Origin of the sequence: Stenotrophomonas sp. GD04024 (genome assembly GCF_029837545.1) — a bacterium.
In the GTDB taxonomy this organism is placed as follows: Bacteria; Pseudomonadota; Gammaproteobacteria; order Xanthomonadales; family Xanthomonadaceae; genus Stenotrophomonas; species Stenotrophomonas forensis.
On the sequence record NZ_JAOEDV010000047.1, the window covers coordinates 13,166 to 34,498 of the forward strand.

A 21,333-nucleotide genomic window follows, 5' to 3' on the forward strand; every position below is an offset into this window, starting at 1 on the left:
ACGGTAAGGTGACGCACTTGCGCCAAACTTGCCCCAACCTTGCACGAAGCTTGCAATGCGAATCCTGCTGATTGAAGACGACGCCGCCCTGGCCGATGGACTGATCCGTGCCCTGCAGGGCGCCGGGCATCTGTGCGATCACCTTTCGCGCGGGCTGCATGCGCCGGCCGCGCTGGCCAGCGCGCCGTATGACGTGATGGTGCTCGACCTGTCGCTGCCCGATGTCGATGGCCTCGACCTGCTGTCGCGGTTGCGCAACGACGGTGTCACCCTGCCGGTATTGATCCTGACCGCGCGCGATGGCATCGACGATCGCATTCTGGGGTTGGATCGCGGTGGCGATGATTACCTGGCCAAGCCTTTCGCACTGGGCGAACTGGAAGCGCGGCTGCGCGCATTGTCACGCCGACGCAGCGATGCACCGGCACAGAAGCGGCTGGGCCGGCTGTGCTTCGACAGCATCCGCAACGAGGCGCAGGTCGATGGCCAGCGTGTCGAACTGACCGCGCGTGAGCTGGCGCTGGTCGAGGCGCTGATGCAGCATCCCGGCCGTACCGTCACCAAGCAGCGCCTGTTCGATGCACTGTACAGCTGGGACCACGAGGCCAACCTGTCGGTGATCGAAGTGCATGTCAGCCGCCTGCGCCGCAAGCTGGAACAGGCGCGTGCCGGCGTTGGCATACGCATGCTGCGCGGGCTCGGCTACCGGCTGGAGGCCGGCGGTGACTGAGCGCGTGCACAGCCTGCGCGGCCTGCTGCTGCGGCGCCTGTGGCTGCCGCTGCTGGTGCTGATGCTGTGCAGCGCGGTGGGTTCGTTCGCACTGGCGCGCTTCTACGCTGGCCAGGTCTACGACCGCTGGCTGCTGGACTCGGCGATGTCGCTGTCCGAACTGGTGGAGGTGCAGGATGGACGCGCCTCGATCGAGATCACGCCGGCGGTGTCACGCATGTTCACGTGGGACACCACCGATGAAGTGCATGGCGAAGTGGTCGATGCCGGCGGCGGACGCCTGTACGGTGACCTGCCCGAAGCATTGCCCCGCCCTGCCGTTGCCGCCGGAGGTGATGGCGAGGCCGTCTACTACGACGCACGACTGCGTGGGCAGCCGGTGCGCATGGTCGAAGTAGTGGTCAGCGCCGGGCCCGGCCACGAGATCCGGCTACGCGTGGCCGAAACACTGCGCAAGCGCCACCGGCTGGAGCGCAAGCTGCTGATGACCAGCATCCCGTTCCAGGCGGCGATCCTCGCGCTGGCCGCGTGGCTGGCGTGGTCGGGTACCGGCGCCGCCGCACGCCATGCCAACCAGGTGGCGCGCCGCTTGGCCAGCCCACGCCCCGACCCGCTGGCGCCGTTGGAGCCCGCGCAGGAGGCGCCGCGCGAACTGTGGCCGGCGGTAGAGGCCTATAACGCGCTGCTGCAGCGTCTGGACGCGATGCAGGCCGCACAACGGCGCTTCGTCAGCAATGCCGCGCATCAGCTGCGCACGCCGTTGGCGGCAATGCAGGTGGAACTGGAGAGTTCATTGCGCCAGCATGATCCGCAGGCGCAGCAGCTGGCGTTGTCCGGCACGCTGGCCGGGCTGGCGCGGCTGCAGCACCTGGTCAACCAGCTGCTGATGCTCAGCCGTTCCGAAGATCCGCAGGGCAGCGCGTTGCCGCTGCAGCCGGTGGATCTGGCGGTGCTGGCGCGCGGCGTGGTCGAGCGCTATGCGGACAGGGCGTTGGCCGCAGGCGTAGACCTGGGTTACGACGGGCCCGACGAGGGCGTGGCGATCCAGGGTGATCCGCAACTCCTGCGCGAAGCGCTTGGCAATCTGCTGGACAATGCGCTGCGCTATGGCAGCGTGCGCGGCGTGATCACGCTCGGCCTGCAGCAGAACGCCGAAGGCGTGCAGGTGTGGGTGGACGACGACGGCGCCGGCATCGCCGAGGCCGAGCGCGGGCGTGTCACGGAACGCTTCTACCGGGCCAGCAGCGAGGGCGACGGCTGCGGCCTGGGGCTGGCGATCGTGGCCGAGATCGCGCAGCGGCATGGTGCGGCATTGGCGATCGATACCGCCCCGATCGGTGGCGCGCGGGTGGGGCTGCGGTTTCGTTCCCCGTAAATGCCCACCTCGGTGGGCGCTTTCGCTCTCCGCGTGCCAACCAAGGTTGGCACCTACCCAAGGCAAGGTTGGCACCTACCAAAGGCGGGGTAATGCAGACGCGGGTGTGGCTGCGGTTCCGCTTCTGGTAGATGCCCACCTTGGTGGGCGCTTTCGCTCTCCCGCGTGCCAACCAAGGTTGGCACCTACCAAGGGCGCGGTAATGCCGACGCGGCGGGGTCTGCCCCCCAATCACCGGCTCATCGAATACGGCGCCTGCGCGCCCTGCCCCGGCCAGTCCTTGTTCGGCTCTGCCTGCATGCTGAAGCGCAGTTCGCCACCGGCCAGGATCTCGTCGTGGCGCAGGAACGTGCGCTGCAATGGCTTGCCGTTGAGGCTCACGCTGCCCACGTAGGTGTGCTTGTCGTCCAGCCCGTCGGCCACGATGGTGAAGGTCTTGCCGTTCGGCAGGCGCATCGCGGTCTTCGGCAGGAACGGGCGGCCCAGGATGTACTCGCCCGAGCCCGGCGCCACCGGATAGAAGCCCAGCGCGGTGAACACGTACCACGCTGACATCTGGCCGACGTCATCATTGCCGGCCAGTCCATCGGGGCGATCGGCGTACTGGGTATCCATGATCTGCTTCAGGCGCGCCTGGGTGCGCCACGGCTGGCCGGCATACGCATACAGGTAGGCCACGTGATGGCTGGGCTCGTTGCCGTGCGCGTACCAGCCGATCAGGCCGGTGATGTCTTCCATGTGCTCGAAGATGGACGGATCGACCTTGGCGTTGAACACTTCATCCAGCCGCGCCAGCAGTTTGTCGCTGCCCCCGTGTGCTGCGGCCAGGCCGGCCACGTCCTGCGGCACATACCAGGAATACTGCCAGGCATTGCCTTCGGTGTAGTCGGTGCCGTAGCCGCTGGCGCTGGGGTCGAACGGCGTGCGGAAGCTGCCATCGCGCTTGCGCGCGCGCATGAAGCCGGTGTCCTTGTCGAAGGCGTTGCGCCAGTTGCCGGCGCGCTTGTCGAAGGTGGCCGCAACATCGGTCTTGCCCATGGCCTGCGCCATGCGCGCGATGGTCCAGTCGTCGAAGGCGTATTCCAGCGTCTTGCTGGCCGCTTCGCCTTCCTCGTCGATCGGCACGTAGCCCAGCTCGCGGTACTGCGCGATGCCGTCATAGGGACCGTAGTTCGCGGTCTCGACCATCGCCTTCAGCGCCTTGTCGGCGTCGAAGCCGCGGATACCATTCACGTACGCATCGGCGATCACCGGCACCGCGTGGTAGCCGATCATGCACCAGTCTTCCAGGCCGTGGAACGACCACACCGGCAACATGCCGTACGGGCTGTGCTCGTGGTGGGCGAGCATGGAATTGACGAAGTCGCTGTTGCGCTTCTCCGGCTGCACCAGGGTCAGCAACGGATGCAGTGCACGGTAGGTGTCCCACAGCGAAAACGTGGAGTAATTCGTGTAGCCCTCTGCCTTGTGCACGGCGTTGTCCGAGCCGCGGTACTGGCCGTCGGCATCCATGAACAGCGTCGGCCCCAGCATGGTGTGGTACAGCGCGGTGTAGGCACTGCGACGTGCATGTTCCGGTGCATCGATATCGAGCACCGACAGCGCCTGCGTCCATTCCTGTTTCGCCTGCGCGCGCACGCGGTCGAAATCGAAGTCCGCCACTTCGGCCTCGAGGTTGGCGATGGCGCCGGCCTCGCTGACCGGCGAAATGGCCACCTTCACCACCAGCGGTGCGTCCAGCTTGCCGAAGGCGAACGTACCGACCAGCTGCCGGCCCTCGATCTGCGCACGCTGCGCCGGGTCCTTTTCGCCAGGCGGCGGGAAGCCCTTGTAGACGATGTCCTGCTCGGTGTTGTGCAGTTCATGCCCGGCCAGCGGGCGCGAGAAGCGCATCGCGAAGTACAGCTGGCGGCCCGGTGCCCAGCCGCGGGTCTCGCGGAAGCCGGTCACCGTGCCATCGGCGCGCACCCGCACCCGCGACCACAGCACCTTGCCCGGGTAGTCGTACATGCTGGTACGCATGTCCAGCAGCACCTTGGCCTCGGTGCCCTTCGGGAACGCGTAGCGGTGCACGCCCACCCGCGCACTGGTGGTCAGCTCGGCGCGCACCTTGTAATCGTCCAGAGTGACCGCGTAGTAGCCCGGCTCGGCCTTCTCATCGTCGTGGCGGAAACGCGAGGCATAACCGCTGCGCGGCTTTTCCGGATCGCCGCGCTCCAGCCCCGGCGTACCGGTGAACGGCATCAGCAGGATGTCGCCCAGATCGGAATGGCCGGTACCGGAAAAATGCGTGTGCGAGAAACCGACGATGCTGCTGTCGTCATAGCGGTAGCCGGCCGCCCAGCCATAGGCCTTCTCGCGCGGCTGGATGCGCGTGTCCGGGCTGAGCTGGACCATGCCGAACGGCACCGTGGCACCGGGATAGGTGTGGCCTTCGCCGCCGGTACCGATGAACGGGTCGACCGCCGCGTAGGCGCGCTCGGCAGCGGATTTCGGCGTGGCGGCCAGGGCGGCACCGGAAGCCAGCATGGCAGTGGCGGCGACGGCGATCAGGAAACGACGGTCCAGCGTGGGCATCGGCATTTGGATCGATTCAGGCGATGGCCGATGCTAGCACCGGCATAGCCATGTCGCATGCTGCAGTGCGGCCGTCGGGATTGGCGCGCCGGTTTGCACTTAATTGCATGGCCGCGTGACGAATCGCCTCATAGGCTTGTTGCCTCCCTCTTCATTAGCTGACTGCCATGCGTCAATTGTTGTCCATAACATCCCCTTTGAAAGACCGCGCCTTTGGCAGAGGGCGAAACAAGACGACACATCAATTGGCGCGTCGCGCCATGAGCTGTGCAGGATGGCGCCGCAGTGGACATACCGCTGCCGGGATTGGAACCCCCGAAAAGAAGGACAGAGATAGCTTGCCGTAACTACGGCGGGCGCTGCGTGTGGCCGTCAGGCCCTCCGGTTTTCTCTGTTCCTTCCGGGAGTTCCAAGCACGCATCGCCCGCCACCCTCGCGGTGGCCATCACACCCAGGGAGTTCCTGCATGATCCACGAACGTCCGCTCAGCCCGGCCATGGAGTCACTGCTCCATCGCATCGAACAGGCCTTCAACAGCGCCGAGGGCATGGCCATCCTCATCGGCGAGCAGTACGGCCCCGAGCCGAAGCCGCCCGCGCCGATGGGCTACAACCCGAAGCAGATTGCCATGGCGATGATCATGCTGAGCCAGCACGGGCGATGCCTGCTGCAGGCGCTGCGTGAGGAGGCGGAGAAGGTGACGCTTCACTGATCCCGACCGGGTTGAGCCGGCACTTGTCCGGCGCTCTGGGCCAACCTACCCTGCGCGCAGACCAGGGAGACCCCGCATGGCCCGCCGCGCTGCACGATGGATCGCGATTGCAGGAATGATCGCCGCCGCCTCTGCTGTCCATGCCGATGCACCCCCTCCGCCACCCGCCGCAGCCCGCACCGCGCAGGACGACTACACCATCCTGCGCCTGCTGGTGACCGACGATCAGGGCCGCCTGCTGCTGGAACACAACCGCAGTGGCTGGATGACGCCCGCCGTGCGCGCCAACCGCAAGCAGAGCGTGCAGGAGGCACTGCGGCAGCTGGCAACGGAGCTTGGCCTGCAGGTGTCACCGTTCACGCTGGCGGCCCTCTACAGCTATCGTTTCAACGAGGACCCGCCCGACCCGGCGCACGACGCGGTGTCGTTCCGGCAGCACTATCGGGCCACGCTACGCAGTGGACAGCCACCGGCCACGACCGAGGAAAAACAGTACCGCTGGGTGAGCCGCGACGAAGCCGCGCATCTGATTGGAATGCAGGCATTGCGCATGGAAACCCTGCAGGTGCTCGACCACCCCGAAACGCTGTGGGGTGGCGCCTTCGAGTTGTCGTTCAAGGGCGATGAGGCCACCGGCACCGAGCTGATCGAGCCGTTCTACCCGTTGCGCTAGACGCACACGTAGCTGCGCTCAATCCGGCAGTGCCGCCTGCAGGGTTGCCAGGTCGGCACTGTCCAGTGGCCGCACCACCCGTGCCACCTCGTGACCATCATGCAGCAGCACGGCGGTCGGCCACAGCTTCACCTTGAACGCGCGGCCCAGCGGCTTGCCCTTGCCATCCTCGATTTTCCAATGCACCAGATCGTTGGCATCGACGAAGGCCTGCAACGCCGCCTGTGCGTCCTGGCAGTGGCCGCACCACGGTGCGCCGAACTCCAGCAGTTGCCAGCCCGGCTGCGCTTCCACATCCGCATGGGCCGGCTCTGCCGAGAGGTGATCACGCATGAAAGGCACGTGCGTTACGCCGCCAGCGCCTTCTGGATATCGGCCAACGGTGCGTTGGTCAGATCCTTGGCGATATCACCCAGCAGGCGCGACTGCACTTCCTTGTGCAGCAGCGGACGGATGCGCCCCAGCGTGGTCGGGTCGGCCACCAGCACCAGGTGCGCGTAGCGGTTGTTCAGCGCATCGTCGTTGAGCTGCTCGGCGACCTGCTTGGCGAAGGTGGCTTCATTGAGCTGCGAGATCGACATGTCCTTCGGCACCGCGCCGGCCGGCCCCTGCCCCGAGATGCCTTGCTCGCTGATGTCCTGCAGGCGCAGCTCACCTTCCTGCTTCAAGCTGAGTTGATGCTCGCTGCCAACGTTGGTGAACACGCGGGCAGAACCACCATCGGCGACGATGATGAGGGTGCCTTCGGGAATGCGACGGATCATGCGATGTTCCTTGTGGAGTGCGTTCACCTGCACCGTAGCCAGCCGTGCGTGAGCGGCGCGGCCACAGTTCGTTCAACGCATGTCATCACACACGCGCTGCAGATGAACAGGCGCGATGGAACACAGCGTGCAGATCTGGCGGCTTCGCTGCATGCTCACGCCGATGCCGTTATGATGAACGGATGATCGACACGACCCACTACGTGACGGGCGCACCTGTTACGTGGGAAGCACTGCCGACCGGCGCTTCGCTTGCCACGCATGTTCCCGCCCAGCATTTCCATCGCCTCGCGCTGGATCCTGGCGGCTGACGCCCGCAGGCCCTTCTGCCTGCACTCCCCACGCTGATGTGACACCCGGCCGCTGTCTGCGCTGCCGCGGTGATCCCGTTTCCGTGTTTCCGCCCCTGCGGAGGTGCCGTGCCGTGCGCGTGGCATCGCGCCCGCGCCTGTTCCCGGAACACACCCCATCGCTCATTCCCCCACCTGACAGGGAGCCTCCATGCAGGACACCCCCGATTCACATGCCCATTTCGGCTGGTTCAAACGCCGCCGCCACCTGAAGGTCGATGAGATCACCGTTGTCGACAAGCCTATGCTCAAGCGCGCCGTCGGCGCGGCTGCACTGGGCAATGCCATGGAGTGGTTCGACTTCGGTGTGTACGGCTATCTGGCCGTCACCATCGGCCAGGTGTTCTTCCCCTCCAGCAATCCCACCGCACAGGTGATCGCCGCCTTCGCTACCTTCACCGTGGCATTCCTGGTGCGGCCGCTGGGCGGCCTGGTGTTCGGCCCGCTGGGCGATCGTTACGGCCGCCAGAAAGTGCTGGCGTTCACCATGATCCTGATGGCGCTGGGCACCTTTGCGATCGGCCTGATTCCCTCCTACGAACGCATCGGCATCTGGGCGCCGGTGCTGTTGCTGCTGGCGCGCGTGGTGCAGGGCTTTTCCACCGGCGGCGAGTATGGCGGTGCAGCCACCTTCATCGCCGAGTACTCCACCGACCGCAACCGCGGCCTGATGGGCAGCTGGCTGGAGTTCGGCACGCTGGGCGGCTACATCGCCGGCGCCGGCACCGTCACCGCGCTGCACATTCTGTTGAGCAGCGAGCAGATGCTGGACTGGGGCTGGCGCATTCCGTTCCTGGTGGCCGGCCCTCTGGGCCTGCTCGGCCTGTACATGCGCATGAAACTGGAAGAAACCCCGGCATTCCGCGCCTTCGCCGAAGAAGCAGAGAAGCGCGAACATGACCGCCCCGGGCTGGGCGCGCTGTTCCAGGTGCATGGCCGCCAGCTGCTGGTGTGCATGGGCCTGGTGCTGGTGTTCAACGTCACCGACTACATGCTGCTGACCTACATGCCCAGCTACCTCAGCGTCACCATGGGCTATGCCGAGAGCAAGGGCCTGCTGCTGATCATCATCGTGATGCTGGTGATGATGCCGCTGAACATCGTCGGCGGGCTGTTCAGTGACAAGCTGGGCCGCCGCCCGATGATCATCGGTGCGTGCATCGCGCTGCTGGTGCTGGCGGTGCCGTGCCTGCTGCTGGTGGGCAGCGGCAACGACTGGATGATCTTCCTGGGCCTGATGCTGCTGGGCCTGGCGCTGGTGTGCTTCACCAGTTCGATGCCATCCACGCTGCCGGCGCTGTTCTATACCCCGGTGCGCTACAGCGCGCTGTCGATCGCCTTCAACGTGTCGGTGTCGCTGTTCGGCGGCACCACGCCGCTGGTGACCGCGTGGCTGGTGGAGCGTACCGGCGATCCGCTGGTGCCGGCCTACTACCTGATGGGTGCGGCGGTGATCGGCCTGGTGACCATGCTGTTCGTGAAGGAAACCGCCGGCCTGCCGCTGCGCGGTTCACCGCCGGCCGTGGGCAGTGACAAGGAAGCCGCCGCGTTGTTGAAGAGCGACGTGCCGGTGACGGTGGACCCGAGCTTGCCGCCGTTGCCCGACGTTGCAGAGCCCGAGCAGGTGAAGCCGGCCTGAGGCCCGGCGCGAAACCGCATCCACGCATGGCGTGGATCTACTGAGGCTCCGCCGGTGCCGAATGGCGTGGATCTATGGTGTGGTGTTCAATTCCATCGCGCGCATCACGATCGGCTTGGCCCAATCCGGGGTGTGCAGCAGTTCGGCCACCGACACCGGGTACTGCAGTTGGCCCTGCGCCATCGCCAGCACCGGCAGTGGTTCGACACAGCCCTCGGCATCAGCCGGGGCGCTGTTGTCGTAGACATGCAGTTCGGCCAGGTGCGGCAGCAGGTCCAGCAGGTTCTCGCGCGCGGAATCGAAGCGCGCGTGGATCTTCTCGACCGGAATGTCGTGGCCACCGGCAGCCACCCGCGTCGCTACGCGGGCGATGTGCAGTTCGACGTTGGCCAGGCCACAGAACCAGATGGCGACGTGGTGCCGTTCGCAGGCCTCGCGCAGCAGGCGCGGAATGGTGTTGCCGCCCAGCGTGGTCTCGAAGGCGAAGTCAGTGCCGTCGGCCATCGCCTGGCGCAGGCGGCGGGTGCCTTCCTGCCACGCCTCGGCATTGGCTTCGGGCAGCGGCCAGCCAGCCTCCACCAGGCGCCGGGTGAACGAATCCGGGTTGAACCAGCTCAGCCCTTCGGCTTCCAGCCAGGTGCCCAGCAGCGAACTCTTGCCGGCGCCATTGACGCCGGCCAGCACCAGGATCCGCCCCATCGGTCAGAGCGGACGACCGAGGGTGACCTTGCGGCCGCGACGGATCGGCTGGCCCAGCACCTTGCCCAGCCCCTCGCCACGCTGCAGGCCGGCCAGGGTCTGGTCGAACTCGCTGCGCAGGCGCATCAGCTCCTCGCTGCGCTCCCCGGCGTCACTACCGGCGGCCTTGGCCAGCAGTTCCTGGTAGGTGCGGATGTCCACGATCACCGCTTCGGGGTGGTTGTGGTTGGTGATGACCAGCGCCTGCTTCTCGCGCACGGTGCGCATCAGGCTCGGCCAACCGCGGGTCTTCACCGACGAGGCCGGGGCCTTTTCAAGGCCGGGCAGATCCAGCGGCAGGGTCATGGCACAGCTCCGGGCAGAGGTGGACTATGGCCACTATACCCAATTTGGCCAAATTGGGGATAAACCGGGTTTCACCGGCCTGGCCCGACCTGCGGCGCATCGGTCTGCAGCAGGCTGTCGCGCTCGCGCAGCGGGAACCGGATCCAGGCGTCCAGCCCCTGCGGGCTGAAGCGCAGTTCGCCAGTGCCGGCCAGTTCATAGGGCACGCGCTGCTCGATCAGAGTGCGGCCCAGGCCGCGCTGCTGGGGCAGCGCCCAGCCCTCCACCTCGGCATGGCGTTCGCACCAGTGCAGGCCCAGCCAGGGCTGTTCGTCCTGTACCTGCAGTTGCCAGGACACCTCGACGCGGCCGCTGGCATGGCTCACCGCACCGTGACGGAGTGCATTGGTGGCCAGCTCATGGATGGCCAGCGACAGCACTTCGGCCGCCTTGGGCGGCAGCAGCACATCCTCGCCCTGCAGGCAGTAGGCGGCCATCGACGGCGTCTCCGCCGCGATTTCCTCGTTGAGCATGCCGCGCAGGCAGACCCCGGCGTTGGCGCCGCGGGTCAGCAGGCTCTGGGTGCGCGCCAGCGACATCAGGCGCCCGCACAGCCGTTCGGCATATTCATCCACGCTGCCGACCGACGCGCGGGTGCGCCAGGCAAGGGCATGGATGGTCGACATGATGTTGCGCACCCGGTGCTGCAGTTCGGCCAGCAGCACCGACTGGCGCTCGGTGGCGCGCTTGAGGTCGTCGATGTCCACGGCAATGGCGAACACGCCGCTGACCTCGCCATCGGCATCGCGCAGCGGCGCGGCAGCAACCCGTGTCCAGCGCGCGCGGCCATCGTCGTGCAGGTACTGGAACTCCAGCCCCGGCACCACGGTTTCACCGCGCATCGCGCGGGCAATGGCGAAGTCGTCGGGCCCGATGGCGCTGCCGTCGGTGTGCCAGCCCCGCCAGCGGTGCTGGTTGTCCGCATCGGCGGACGGCACCTTGCCGGTGGGCAGATAGGCGCGCATCTGGTCGTTGGATAACAGCATGCGACCGTCCAGATCGACAATGCACAACCCCACCGGCAGCATCCTGAAGGCCAGCTCGAGGCGACGCTCGCTCTCGCGCCGACGCAGTTCTTCGCGCTCGCGCGCGGCCCGTGCCAGATGCGCGGCGGTGGTCTCGAACATCGTCACCAGCACGCCGTTGATGCGCCCTTCCTCGCCGCGGATCGGGCTGTAGGTGATGGTGAACCAGACATCCTCCAGGCGGCCGTGCCTGGCCAACGGATACAGCTTGTCCTCGAAGGTGAGGGTTTCGCCCTGCCAGACCCGGGTATAGAGCGGCCCATTGATGTGCCAGACCTCGGGCCAGCACTCGCGGGTCGGCTGGCCGAGCCCGGCCGGATGCCTGTCGGCGAGGATTTCGGCATAGCCGTCGTTGTAGAGCTGCACCAGTTGCTCACCCCACAGCACGATCATCGGGAAGCCGTGGGCCAGCATCAGGTCCACGGTGGCGCGCAGGTGCGGCGGCCAGCGGTCGATCCCGCCCAGCGCGGTCGACGCCCAGTCATGCCGGGCAATGCGCGCGGCCATCCCGTCGTGGCGGGCGTGCAGCCGCAGCGCCGGCGGCATGCCGGCCTGCCGGTCGGCGGCGTGGAAGCCTTCGATACGGCGCCCCATACGGCCCGGTCAGGTGATGCCCGCAGACGCCTGCGGTGCAGCGACAAGCCCGGCCAGCTGCTGGACCAGGGCCTCGATGTGATAGGGCTTGGTGCAGCGCGGGGCGGCGGCGAAACGGCTCGGCAGGTTGTCGTCGTACCCGGAGGTGAGCAGGAACGGCGTCCCCGCCTCCGCCAGGCGATCGGCCAACGGATAGACCTGTTCGCCGCCGAGGTTGATGTCGAGCAATGCGACGTCGATCGGATGGGTATCGACCAGCCGCCCCAATGCCTGCAGGTCACCGGCCGGGCCGATCACCTGTGCGCCCTTCAGTTCCAGGTAGTCGACCAGGAACATCGCGATGGCGAATTCATCTTCCGCCACCAGCACGCGCAGCCCTTTCAGGCCCTCTGGTTTGTTACCGGCTTCCAGCACGCCCTGCACTCCTCGATGCACGCGACCCGCCTGCGGTCGCAACGAGGGCAGGATGCGCGATCCGGCCTACAAGAGCGCGTGACGATCGATGAAGAGCAGGTACTGACGGCCTCTACCTCAGAACGCGCGCTCCCACTTCAGGCTGAGCAGGCTGCGGTCGTGGCTGTACAGCCAGCCGACATTGCTGTCAATGCGCGCGTAACGCAGGCTCAGGCTGGGCACCAGCCCGGCGACCGCCAGCCGTTCGCTGCGCACGATGGCGATGAGGTTCTGTTCGCTGTCCTCGCGCCGCGCCTCCAGCAACGGGCTCCAGGCATCGTAGTCACGCTCGCGCAATGAAACGAACACGGTGGCGGTGGTACCCGTCCACTGGCGCGCGGCCCCCAGGCGCAGGCCTCGCTGGCGGTAGCCGTTGGCCGGATTGGCGGCACGGCTGTCACTCAGGTCCAGTCCGGCAAAGAGGGTCCAGCGCGGGTTGAGCGCACGGAACCAGGTGGCATACACCGCAGCCAACTCACCGTCGTAATTGCTGGCCAGGCCGCGCTGGCGATAGCGCTGGCGCTTCCAGTCGGCCTCCAGCTTGAGCAGGCTGCGCGCATCCAGCGCATATTGCCATTCGCCGTGCAGCCCGCTGCCGCCCTGCAGGGCCCGATTGCCCACGCCCTGGTAGTCATAGCTCGGCGCGATCTGCAGGGTATGCCGTGCGCTGCGCCAGCTGTAGCCGGCCTGCACGCTGGCATTGAGTTCGTTGTAGGCACTGTGCCCGCGCCAGGCCTGGCCGAACGCAAGCCCGCGCACATAGACGCCATGATGACCGGCCAGCGCCCAGCGACGTTCCAGGTTGCCGTCGTAGTCCAGGCCCATCGCGCGTTGGGCATCGGGAAGATTGCGCTGGATGATGCAGGTCTCGCCGACGCCGAACAGGCAGGTGCGGCTGGCCGAGCTGCGGTTGATGTTGTCGCTCCATGCCGGGCCGGCGGCCAGCGCTCCTTTCCAGCGCTGGCGCGCCTGCAGCGCGGCCAGGTAGGCGTCCACCCGTCCGCGCACACCTGCGGTGGCGGGGTCGTCGGCATTGATGCCACCGGCGATGGCAGTGAACAACGCCACGGCATCGCGGTCGCGCTGGTCTTCGGCATAGACACGCGCCAGTTCGAGGCGCGCCGGCAGGAAATCCGGTTGGGCCGCCAGCAGCGCCTCGTACTCGCTGGCCGCGCGGCGGTGATTGCCGGCCACCCGCGCCAGGCCGCCCTGCGCGTAGTGGCGCAGCAACGGGTCGTGGCCGGGCAGTTCGATGTATTCGTCCAGGAAGCGTTGCGCGGCGCCCCATTGCTGATGCTGCAGCGACAGGTACAGCGCCTGGCCCAGATCGTCGACGGTGCGCTCCACGCGCAGGGTCTGGCCGTCGATGGTGATGGTCGGCCGCTCCGACTCGGCCTGCCGCAGGCGCTGCTGGTCCTGCTGCTGGTGGCGCAGTTCGCTGCCCTGCTCAAGCACGCGACGCAGATCATCCTGCTGGGCGCGCACATCGGCAGCGGCCAGCAACAGGATCACAAGGAAGATGGGATGGCGCATGGTCGATCCGTGGTGATGCATGCAGCGGGCCGAAGCAGGGACTGGCGGATCGCGGCTTGTCCCTGCCCTGCCCCGTCAGGGGCGTGGCAATCAGTTCTTGCTGCCGCCGAAGGCGGTGTCGTACTGGCTGTTGCCGGCGAAGGTGGCGATGCCGGCCAGGGTGGCGGCGTTGGCGCCGAAGAACTGACCCTGGGTGGTGCCGTTGACGCTGCCATTGACGTTGGCCGAACCGGCGAACGATGCGTCGGCACTGTTGATGTTGGCAACGATGGCCAGGTTCAGGCCATTGCCGGACAGTGCACCATCCAGGGTGCCGGCACCGAAGTCGGCGTCGAAGGTGCCGCTCAGCAGGTTGCTGCCGTTGAACTTGTTCAGGCCAGCCACGGTGTAGGACGCCACGCCGGCGGGCAGCGTGGTGCCGGCGCGGTCACCGACGAAGTAGACCTGGCGGTTGTTGAAACCACCGGCGGCGCCATCCTTGGACCATTCACCGAACCAGACATCGCCACTGCCGACCTTGACGAAGTTGAAGTGGCCCATGCCGGCGTGGCTGCCCGGTGCGCCGGTGATCGGCATGGCCAGGGTACGTACCGTCACGCCATTGACGGTGGTGGGTGCCGAGTAGGCGCTCAGGCCCTGGAAGTCCACCGGCTTGGCCTGGGACACGGTGCCGACACCGATACCGGCCTTGCCAGCGCGGTGCGGGCCGCCATTGACCTGCGATTCGCCCACCGCCACGTACAGCTCGGCATCGGTCTTGGCACTGGCAGCACCGACGATATCGGCAGCATGCGCGGCACCGACCAGAGCCAGCGAGGCGGCAACGGCAAGAACCGAACGGGAGATCATTTTCATGGTATTGCTCCTTGATTGAGGGAACTACGGGTACAACGCTTGAAAGTGGGAGATCAGAAGCGCGCGGTGACGCCGAGCTTCAGGGTGCGACCCGGCGCGGGCAGCGTGGAGCGCGTGGCCGGATCGACGTAGTAGCGGTTGCCGAGGTTGCTGCCGACCAGTTCGACGCTGGCATGCTCGTTGAAGCGCCAGCGCGCATAGGCATCGACGGTGGTGATGTTTCCCCAGGTGAACGGCACGTTCTGCCAGAGCAGGCCGCTGCCGCCGCTCAGCAGGCGGTCGCGGTAGGCCTGCAGGTCAGGGTTCTCGTGGCGCTGGTAGTGCACGATGCGGCTGCCCAGTTCCAAGCGCTCATCGAACAGGCGCGTGCCCAGCGACCAGTTGATCGACAGCTTGGGGATGGCCTGGGTCAGCAGGTAGCCACCGACGAAGCCGTCCTGCACGCAGTTCGGCACCAGGCCGCGGTTCGCGTCCAGCAGCACCGCCGTGCTCTCGTCACACACTTCGTTTTCCAGCGTGCGGGTGATACCCAGATCGGTGAAGAAGCGCCGGTTGTCGAAGCGCGCCTGCAGCTCGATGCCGCGGATGGTCTGCTTGTCGATGTTGTCGAACAGGAAGTTGCCGTCGCGCTCGATCACGTCCCGGGTCTTGTGCACGTAGTAGGCCAGCTTGACGTCGGCATCGGCGGTGTTGCCGAACAGGGCCGACAGGTTGTGCACGTAGCCAATCTCGTAGTTGTAGGCGTGCTCGGGCTTGAGCGCGTACAGCGGATTGAGGCTGCCGGAGAAGGCGATGGTGCTTTCGAACATGCTCGGGAACCGCACTGCTTCGCTGTAACGCACGTAGGCACGCGCGGCCGGAGACAGGTGAGCCGTGGCCGAGAAGGTCGGCAGCCAGGCATGGTCGCGCCGGCGGCTGTTGCGCCCATCCACCGGCCGCGACTGCACGCTGTTGCCGATGTTGCAGACCTGGTCGCTGCCGGCAAACACCGGCTGCACGCCGGGAATGGCCGCCACTTCACCATTGAGGCAGGGGTTGCCTGCGCGCGTGTAGTTGCCATCGGCATCGGGCAACCAGGGCCGGGTATGTCGGACCGGGCGCGGGGTCTCATACGGCGCCAGAAGGTTGCGGATGCTCTGGTCGATGAACCAGCCCATGCCCCGCTTTTCCCAGACGGCGCGGCGCGCCTCCAATGCATCGATGCGTGACTGCAGGTCTGCCGGACGGGGCAGCAACTCGTTCACGGTGTACTGCGCTTCCTTGCCACCTACGCCCTTGGTCAGCAGCTCGGGGTGCGCCTCGAGGAAATCATCGAAGGCCCAGTAGCGGCTGTAGCGAACACCTGCATTGAGGGTGAGGAAGTCGACCGGGCGCCACTCCAGAGTGAGGTAGCCTTCTCCCTCCTGGCGGCGCCCGGCACGCGGGAACATGCGCCAGCCATCGGTGGTACCGAAGTACGGATCGCGGGACCCCAGCTTCTCGTACTGCCAGTTGCCGCCCACGGTCAGGTCCAGGGTCGAATGCAGGGCGAAACGGTTGCTCAGGATCAGGCCGGTGCGGTCGTTGCGCGCGTTGGCCAGCGCGGTGTTGCGCAGGATCGGGCTGGCGTCCGGGTTCCATGCCGGGTTGCCCACCGCGAAGTTGGGAAAGCCACCGGCGGTGTAGGTGTCGCTTTCCGTTTCCGTGCGCCACAGGTTGGCGTACAGGTCCAGCCAACGACTGCCGGCTGGCTGGAAACGGTACTCCAGGTTCCAGGCATCGGAGTCGACGCGGCTGAGCGGCCACTGGATGCGCCCATAGTCCGGCGCGGACAGGATGCGCGAGGGCATGATCTCGCCGTAGTGCGACAGCGTGCGCCGCCAGGTGGCCTTCAGCTGCTGGTCGTCGTTGATCTGCCAGGTTCCCTTGACCAGCCACGATTCCTGCTCGCTGGAGGTGTTGGGCACTTCATCACCCGGCTTGAAGTAGCGCGCCAGCGTGGTGATGTAGTCGATGCCCTGGTATTCGTACTTCTCGCGCGGGTCCTGGTCGTAGTAGCCGCTGCCCTTGCTGCCGGAGAAGTAGTTGCCGCGCTTGCGCCAGGCGTAGGCGGCCATCAGGTCGACGTTGTCGCCACGCACGCCCAGCGCCAGTCGCCAGGCCTGGTCCTCGCCGTCGAAGGGGTTGTTGCCACTGCGCGACTTCACCGGCACCACCAGGGTGCGGTCGTCATAGGGCGAGTTCGGCGAGCCCTGCGGGAAGCCGGGTACCGTGCGGTAGTCCTCGCCGGTATGCAGCCGCGGCAGGCGCGGCGCCACCGCATTGCTGCTGCCTTCGATCTTCAGCTCCCCGCCGAAGCGCTCGCCGGCCGCAACAATGTCGTCAACGTCGATGGTCTTGATCACCAGCGCGCCACCGATCCCGCTGTGCACATCGCGCACCAGCCCTGGCCCCTTGATGACCTGGATGCCACCAATCAGGTTGGGATCGATGTAGTTGCGGTTGCTGACGCCGTTGTAGCCGCGCCAGACGGTCAACGCCTGTTCGCCCCCGTCGATGCTGACCGGCACCCGCCCCGGCCCCTGGATGCCGCGGATGTTGATGTCCAGTGCGCCACTGTTGCGCGCATCGCCACTGAACACGCCGACCAGATCCTTGACCACGTCGGCCGGGTTGGAGCCGCGATAGCGTTCCACCCGGTCGCGCCCCGAATACGCCGTGGTCAGGTCCAGCGCGAACACATCATCGTAGCCGCGCCGATCGCGGGCCTCGCCCCCTTCCGACTGCAGGCGACCGGCCACGTCCAGTGTCTCGGTCACCCGCACCCCCTCCCCTTCACCGGCCTCCGCTGCGGCGCGCAGGCTCCAGGTGCCGTCCATGCCGCGTTGTGCGCGCACGCCGCTGCCGCGCAGCAGCTGCTGCAGGGCCTGCATCTGGCTGTACTCGCCCTGCACCGCACTGGAACGACGGCCTTCCACCAGATTACTGCGGAACACCACCTGGGCATCGGCCTGGCGACCGAACGCACGCACGGCATCGGCCAGCGGCTGCTCGGGAATGGCGTACTGGCGCAGCGGCGCGACGACCGCCGGTTGCGCCTGCGCGGCCGGCACCCCGGCCAACGGCAGCAGTACGGTGGAGATGGCCAGGGCCAGGACGGTGGCGCGACGGTGACAGGCGGATGCCGTGGACGGCATGGACGGGAACTCCTCAAGCGGGGCGGAACCGCCGGCACATCCGGTGCCGGTGGCATGTCTGGCTTGAGGAAAAACGGTGTTTCGCTCTGGCTATACCTCTATAGACAACGGGGCACGGCGAGTGCCCACGGTTTTTTCATGTTTTTTTCATGTGGCGCTTTCTGCCATCAACCGGCTGCACCTCACCACAGCACCATCGCGCCGCCAGGCAGGCGCTGCACGCGCAGTCCTGCCTGCGCGGCCACCGCATCGATGCCCGTTTCCGGGTGCTGCAGGTGGAACAGGCCGCTGACCCGCACGCGGGCACCCTGCCCGCCCAGCACCCAGACCGGTGCACGGCGGTAGCGCCCCAGATCGGCAATGGCCTGTGCCGCCGGCAGATCGTCGATCACCACTTCACCGCGCCGCCACGGCGCTACGCCATCGGGACCTACCTGCTGCAGCGGTTGCAGCCAGCGCCCGTCACGGAACACACGTGCCTGCCCCGCATGCAGGCGCTGCACGCTGCCATCGCCCGGGCGCACATCGACCACGCCCTCGCTGACCTGGGTGGTGACCGTGCTGTCCTGCATCGACACGCTGAACGCGGTGCCGATGTCATGCACCTTGCCACCCGCCGCCTCGACCTGGAACGGCCGGGCCTCGTGTGCCACCTGGAACCAGGCCTGGCCGCGCAGCAGGCGCAGGTGCCGTTGCTGGCCATTGAAGTCGATGGCCAGCGCGGTACCGGCATCCAGCACGGCAGTGCTGCCATCTTCCAGCTGCACCACGCGCGGCGCATCGCTGCTGCGCAGGTCGCTGCGTGCCAGCAGCACTGCCTGCGGTGCGGCGGCGACCATCAACACCACGGCAGCGGCCGAAGCCAGCAGCCACGGCAGGCGGCGGCGCGGCGCCAGCGGCCGCAGCCCTTCGCGATCGGCGGTCAGCCCGGGCAGCGCGGCCAGCACCTCGGGCCCGGCGACATCCAGCCCCTGCCAGAAGGCCTGCTGCTGGCGCCAGGCCAGTGCATGGCACGGATCGGCCTGCAGCCAGCGCTGCAGGGTTCGTTGCTGGCGTTCGGGCAGCGGGCCTGCACTGCACCGGATCACCCAGCGCAACGTCTGCCTGGCCTGACGCGGCGAGGGTTCGGACGTGGTCATGGTTGTGGCCTGCCGCACCGCGAACGGGTGCGCTTTCCTGTTGTGACAATGGCGGGCGCGATCTGCCCACGGCAATCGCCGTTCATCGCCGCACTCCCTGCTGGTGCTGCTGGATCAGCAGCGCCGCGCGCAGTACGTGCTTGCCGACCAGGCTCTTGGAAATTCCCAGGCGCGTGGCGATCTCGCGCTCGCTCAGGCCCAGGTAGCGGTTGAGCACGAAGCACTCGCGCACCTGCCCGGGCAGCGCCAGAATGGTCTGGGTGATCTCACGCAGCTGTGCCTGGTCGAGCGCCTGCGCCTCGCCATCGTGGCCGGCCCCGGCCATGTCGGCGGCGTACTCGGCCATCGCGCGCCGTTCGCGGGCATCGGCCTGGCTGCGGTTGAGCGCGTGGTGATAGGCCATCCGGTACAGATAGCCACGCGGCTCCAGGATGGGCGGATCGCCGGGCACGCTGCTGGCCTTCAGGTACAGGTTCTGCAGGGTGTCCTCGGTACTGGCCGGGTCGAGATAGCGCGCGATGAAGCGAGACAACGCACGGCGCTCGCGGATCAGCAGCTCGACCAGCGCCAGGGCATTGGGAGACATAGGTGCCAAGGCCGGACCGGGGAATGATGGGCGTGATGGCGACGGTCCGGAGGTGAATTGTGGGCTGCGTGGCCACGGGCGGCAAGCACAGTCGAGTCGACACATTCGGTAGATCCACGCCATGCGTGGATGCGGGGGCTATGGCTCGTCCAGCGCCTCGAAGCGCTCGGCCAGGAAATCGAGCAGTGCCCGCACGGCCGGCAGCAATCCGCGCCGCGATGGGAACACGGCGTGCACGATGCCGTGCTTCGGCACCCACTCGGGCAACACCGGCACCAGCGCACCACGGGCCAGCTCCTCGCTGATCATCATCCGCGGCAGCATCAACACCCCCACCCCGGCAACCGCGGCGGCGCGCAGCGCGATCATGTCATCGCTGACCAGGCGCGGGCGATGGTGCACGCTGGCCTGCACGTCGTCCGGCCCGGTGTACTCCCAGGCATGCTGCTGGCTGGGCGAGGCCAGGTCGACGGTCGGCATCATCGCCAGGTCGGCCGGCACCTGCGGCGTACCCAGCCGCTGCAGCAGCGCCGGGCTGGCACTGGTGCACCACACCCGGCGCGCCAGCACGCGCACCACCAGGTCGCTGTCCTCCAGCGGCGGCGGCCGTACCCGTATCGCCACGTCCACGCACTCGCCCACCACGTCGACGCGGCGGTTGGTGGCCTCCAGCTGCACCGTCACCTGCGGGTGCAGGGCCAGGAAGTCGGCCAGCATCGGGCCGATGCGCGCATGCAGGATCGCGATCGGGCACGCCAGGCGGATCGTGCCGCGCGGCTCGGCGCGTGACATCGCGATGGCTTCTTCGGCTGCTTCGGCCTCCACCAGCATCGCCTTGCAGTGGCGGTAGTAGTCCTGGCCGACCTCGGTGACCGAGAAGCGCCGGGTCGAACGCTGGATCAGCCGCACGCCCAGGCGCTCCTCCAGCAGCGCGATGCGCCGGCTCAGTTTCGACTTGGGCATGGCCAGCGCACGGCCGGCCTGCGAGAAGCCGCCGTGCTCCACCACCATGGCGAAGTAGAACAGGTCGTTGAGGTCGCAGCGGCGGATATCGGCAATGAACACGGGGCGAACTCCTGCGGCGCAAGGTCTGGGCCAATTGTTCACCAGATAGGACTATGACGGCAAATAATGGCGTCTACCGAGCTAATTGTTGCAGCGATATCGTCTCCGCAACGAAGAGAAACGGCCGGCAGCCCCGGCCAGGAGATCGCCATGAAGCGTGTCACCGGTACCTACAGCGCCCCCCGCCCGCATTGGGTCGGCGACGGATTCCCCGCCCGCTCGCTGTTTTCGTACAACACCCACGGCCAGCACCTGAGCCCGTTCCTGCTGCTGGACTACGCTGGCCCGTACAGCTTTGCGCCCAGCGACACCCCGCGTGGGGTCGGCCAGCACCCGCATCGTGGTTTCGAGACGGTCACCATCGTCTATGAGGGCGAAGTCGCCCATCGCGATTCAACCGGGGCCGGCGGCACCATCGGCCCGGGCGACGTGCAGTGGATGACCGCTGCCTCGGGCATCCTCCACGAGGAATTCCATACGCCGGAATTCAGCCGGCGCGGCGGCACGCTGGACATGGTCCAGTTGTGGGTGAACCTGCCGGCGCGGAACAAGATGGGTGCGCCGGGCTACCAGACCCTGCTCGATGCAGACATTCCCTCGGTGGATCTGCCTGGGGGCGCTGGCCGCGTGCGGGTCATCGCCGGTCGCTTCGACGGCCGTGCCGGCCCGGCCCGCACCCACACGCCGATGGATGTCTGGGACATCCGCCTGCAGCAGGGGCACCACGCCGAACTGCCGGTGGCCGATGGCCGCACGCTGGCACTGGTGGTGCTGAAGGGTTCGGTGCGGATCAACGGCGGCCCGCCGGTCGGCGAGGCACAGCTGGTCACCTTCGACCGCGCTGGCACGGACGTGTTCGTCGACGCCGACAGCGACGCCACCGTGTTGCTGCTCAGCGGTGAGCCGATCGACGAGCCGGTGGTGGGCTATGGCCCGTTCGTGATGAACAGCCAGGCCGAGATCGCGCAGGCGGTCAACGACTTCAACAGCGGCCGCTTCGGCCA

20 protein-coding genes are annotated in these 21,333 nt (G+C 67.3%); 7 read left to right on the forward strand and 13 right to left on the reverse strand.

Annotated features, from left to right (window positions below):
• Positions 1–55 precede the first annotated feature (55 nt).
• Together N7590_RS14745 and N7590_RS14750 are read left to right on the forward strand one after the other, a co-directional pair.
• The gene (locus tag N7590_RS14745) at positions 56–730 is read left to right on the forward strand and encodes a response regulator (protein ID WP_053511655.1); all 675 of its coding nucleotides are present in this window, start codon (positions 56–58) and stop codon (positions 728–730) included.
• On the forward strand, positions 723–2,105 hold the full coding sequence (locus tag N7590_RS14750; protein WP_164240990.1) for a sensor histidine kinase: 1,383 nt from the start codon (positions 723–725) through the stop codon (positions 2,103–2,105). Before N7590_RS14745 ends, N7590_RS14750 begins: the two co-directional genes overlap by 8 nt.
• A gap of 231 nt (positions 2,106–2,336) precedes the next feature.
• Here N7590_RS14750 and N7590_RS14755 read toward each other — a convergent pair whose 3' ends face one another.
• Complete coding sequence (locus tag N7590_RS14755; protein WP_164240989.1) at positions 2,337–4,688, reverse strand: GH92 family glycosyl hydrolase; 2,352 nt, start codon at positions 4,686–4,688, stop codon at positions 2,337–2,339.
• Between the two features lie 460 nt (positions 4,689–5,148).
• On the opposite strand from N7590_RS14755, the gene N7590_RS14760 reads away from it, so the two are divergent.
• Together N7590_RS14760 and N7590_RS14765 are read left to right on the forward strand one after the other, a co-directional pair.
• Positions 5,149–5,394, forward strand: a complete 246-nt coding sequence (locus tag N7590_RS14760) for a hypothetical protein (protein WP_006448588.1) — start codon at positions 5,149–5,151, stop codon at positions 5,392–5,394.
• Between the two features lie 76 nt (positions 5,395–5,470).
• Positions 5,471–6,067, forward strand: coding sequence for an NUDIX hydrolase (locus N7590_RS14765; protein WP_053508813.1), 597 nt, complete (start codon positions 5,471–5,473; stop codon positions 6,065–6,067).
• A gap of 18 nt (positions 6,068–6,085) precedes the next feature.
• Here N7590_RS14765 and N7590_RS14770 read toward each other — a convergent pair whose 3' ends face one another.
• Together N7590_RS14770 and N7590_RS14775 are read right to left on the reverse strand one after the other, a co-directional pair.
• On the reverse strand, positions 6,086–6,409 hold the full coding sequence (locus N7590_RS14770; protein WP_164240988.1) for a thioredoxin family protein: 324 nt from the start codon (positions 6,407–6,409) through the stop codon (positions 6,086–6,088).
• A 5-nt stretch (positions 6,410–6,414) separates the two neighbouring features.
• Positions 6,415–6,831, reverse strand: coding sequence for a host attachment family protein (locus N7590_RS14775; protein ID WP_053508815.1), 417 nt, complete (start codon positions 6,829–6,831; stop codon positions 6,415–6,417).
• Between the two features lie 182 nt (positions 6,832–7,013).
• Between N7590_RS14775 and N7590_RS14780 the strand changes: the two genes are divergently transcribed.
• Together N7590_RS14780 and proP are read left to right on the forward strand one after the other, a co-directional pair.
• Positions 7,014–7,142, forward strand: a complete 129-nt coding sequence (locus N7590_RS14780; protein WP_258010884.1) for a hypothetical protein — start codon at positions 7,014–7,016, stop codon at positions 7,140–7,142.
• 190 nt (positions 7,143–7,332) lie between these two features.
• The gene (gene proP, locus N7590_RS14785; protein WP_164240987.1) at positions 7,333–8,820 is read left to right on the forward strand and encodes a glycine betaine/L-proline transporter ProP; all 1,488 of its coding nucleotides are present in this window, start codon (positions 7,333–7,335) and stop codon (positions 8,818–8,820) included.
• Positions 8,821–8,892: 72 nt separating this feature from the next.
• Here proP and N7590_RS14790 read toward each other — a convergent pair whose 3' ends face one another.
• The 10 genes from N7590_RS14790 to N7590_RS14835 all read right to left on the reverse strand — a co-directional run bounded on the left by N7590_RS14790 (position 8,893) and on the right by N7590_RS14835 (position 20,329).
• A complete protein-coding gene (locus tag N7590_RS14790) occupies positions 8,893–9,519 on the reverse strand; it encodes an AAA family ATPase (protein ID WP_164240986.1) in 627 nt (208 codons plus the stop codon).
• Positions 9,520–9,522: 3 nt separating this feature from the next.
• Positions 9,523–9,864, reverse strand: a complete 342-nt coding sequence (locus tag N7590_RS14795) for a type II toxin-antitoxin system prevent-host-death family antitoxin (RefSeq protein WP_164240985.1) — start codon at positions 9,862–9,864, stop codon at positions 9,523–9,525.
• Between the two features lie 71 nt (positions 9,865–9,935).
• A complete protein-coding gene (locus N7590_RS14800; RefSeq protein ID WP_279935685.1) occupies positions 9,936–11,522 on the reverse strand; it encodes a PAS domain-containing protein in 1,587 nt (528 codons plus the stop codon).
• 9 nt (positions 11,523–11,531) lie between these two features.
• Positions 11,532–11,936 (reverse strand): response regulator, encoded by a 405-nt coding sequence (locus N7590_RS14805; protein WP_164241033.1) that lies wholly within the window; start codon positions 11,934–11,936, stop codon positions 11,532–11,534.
• 117 nt (positions 11,937–12,053) lie between these two features.
• Positions 12,054–13,508 carry a porin family protein gene (locus N7590_RS14810; RefSeq protein WP_164240983.1) on the reverse strand — a complete coding sequence of 485 codons (1,455 nt, stop codon included), beginning with the start codon at positions 13,506–13,508 and terminating at the stop codon, positions 12,054–12,056.
• A 90-nt stretch (positions 13,509–13,598) separates the two neighbouring features.
• Positions 13,599–14,363: a Slam-dependent surface lipoprotein gene (locus N7590_RS14815; protein WP_053449902.1), complete on the reverse strand. Its 765-nt coding sequence runs from the start codon at positions 14,361–14,363 to the stop codon at positions 13,599–13,601.
• A gap of 53 nt (positions 14,364–14,416) precedes the next feature.
• Entirely contained in the window at positions 14,417–17,539 is a 3,123-nt protein-coding gene (locus tag N7590_RS14820) for a TonB-dependent receptor (RefSeq protein WP_164240981.1), read from the reverse strand.
• 182 nt (positions 17,540–17,721) lie between these two features.
• Entirely contained in the window at positions 17,722–18,678 is a 957-nt protein-coding gene (locus N7590_RS14825) for a FecR domain-containing protein (RefSeq protein ID WP_279935686.1), read from the reverse strand.
• Between the two features lie 82 nt (positions 18,679–18,760).
• A complete protein-coding gene (locus N7590_RS14830; protein ID WP_008266486.1) occupies positions 18,761–19,264 on the reverse strand; it encodes an RNA polymerase sigma factor in 504 nt (167 codons plus the stop codon).
• Positions 19,265–19,402: 138 nt separating this feature from the next.
• On the reverse strand, positions 19,403–20,329 hold the full coding sequence (locus N7590_RS14835; protein WP_164240979.1) for a LysR family transcriptional regulator: 927 nt from the start codon (positions 20,327–20,329) through the stop codon (positions 19,403–19,405).
• A gap of 150 nt (positions 20,330–20,479) precedes the next feature.
• Between N7590_RS14835 and N7590_RS14840 the strand changes: the two genes are divergently transcribed.
• A partial coding sequence (locus N7590_RS14840; RefSeq protein WP_279935687.1) for a pirin family protein occupies positions 20,480–21,333 on the forward strand: 854 nt, incomplete at its 3' end.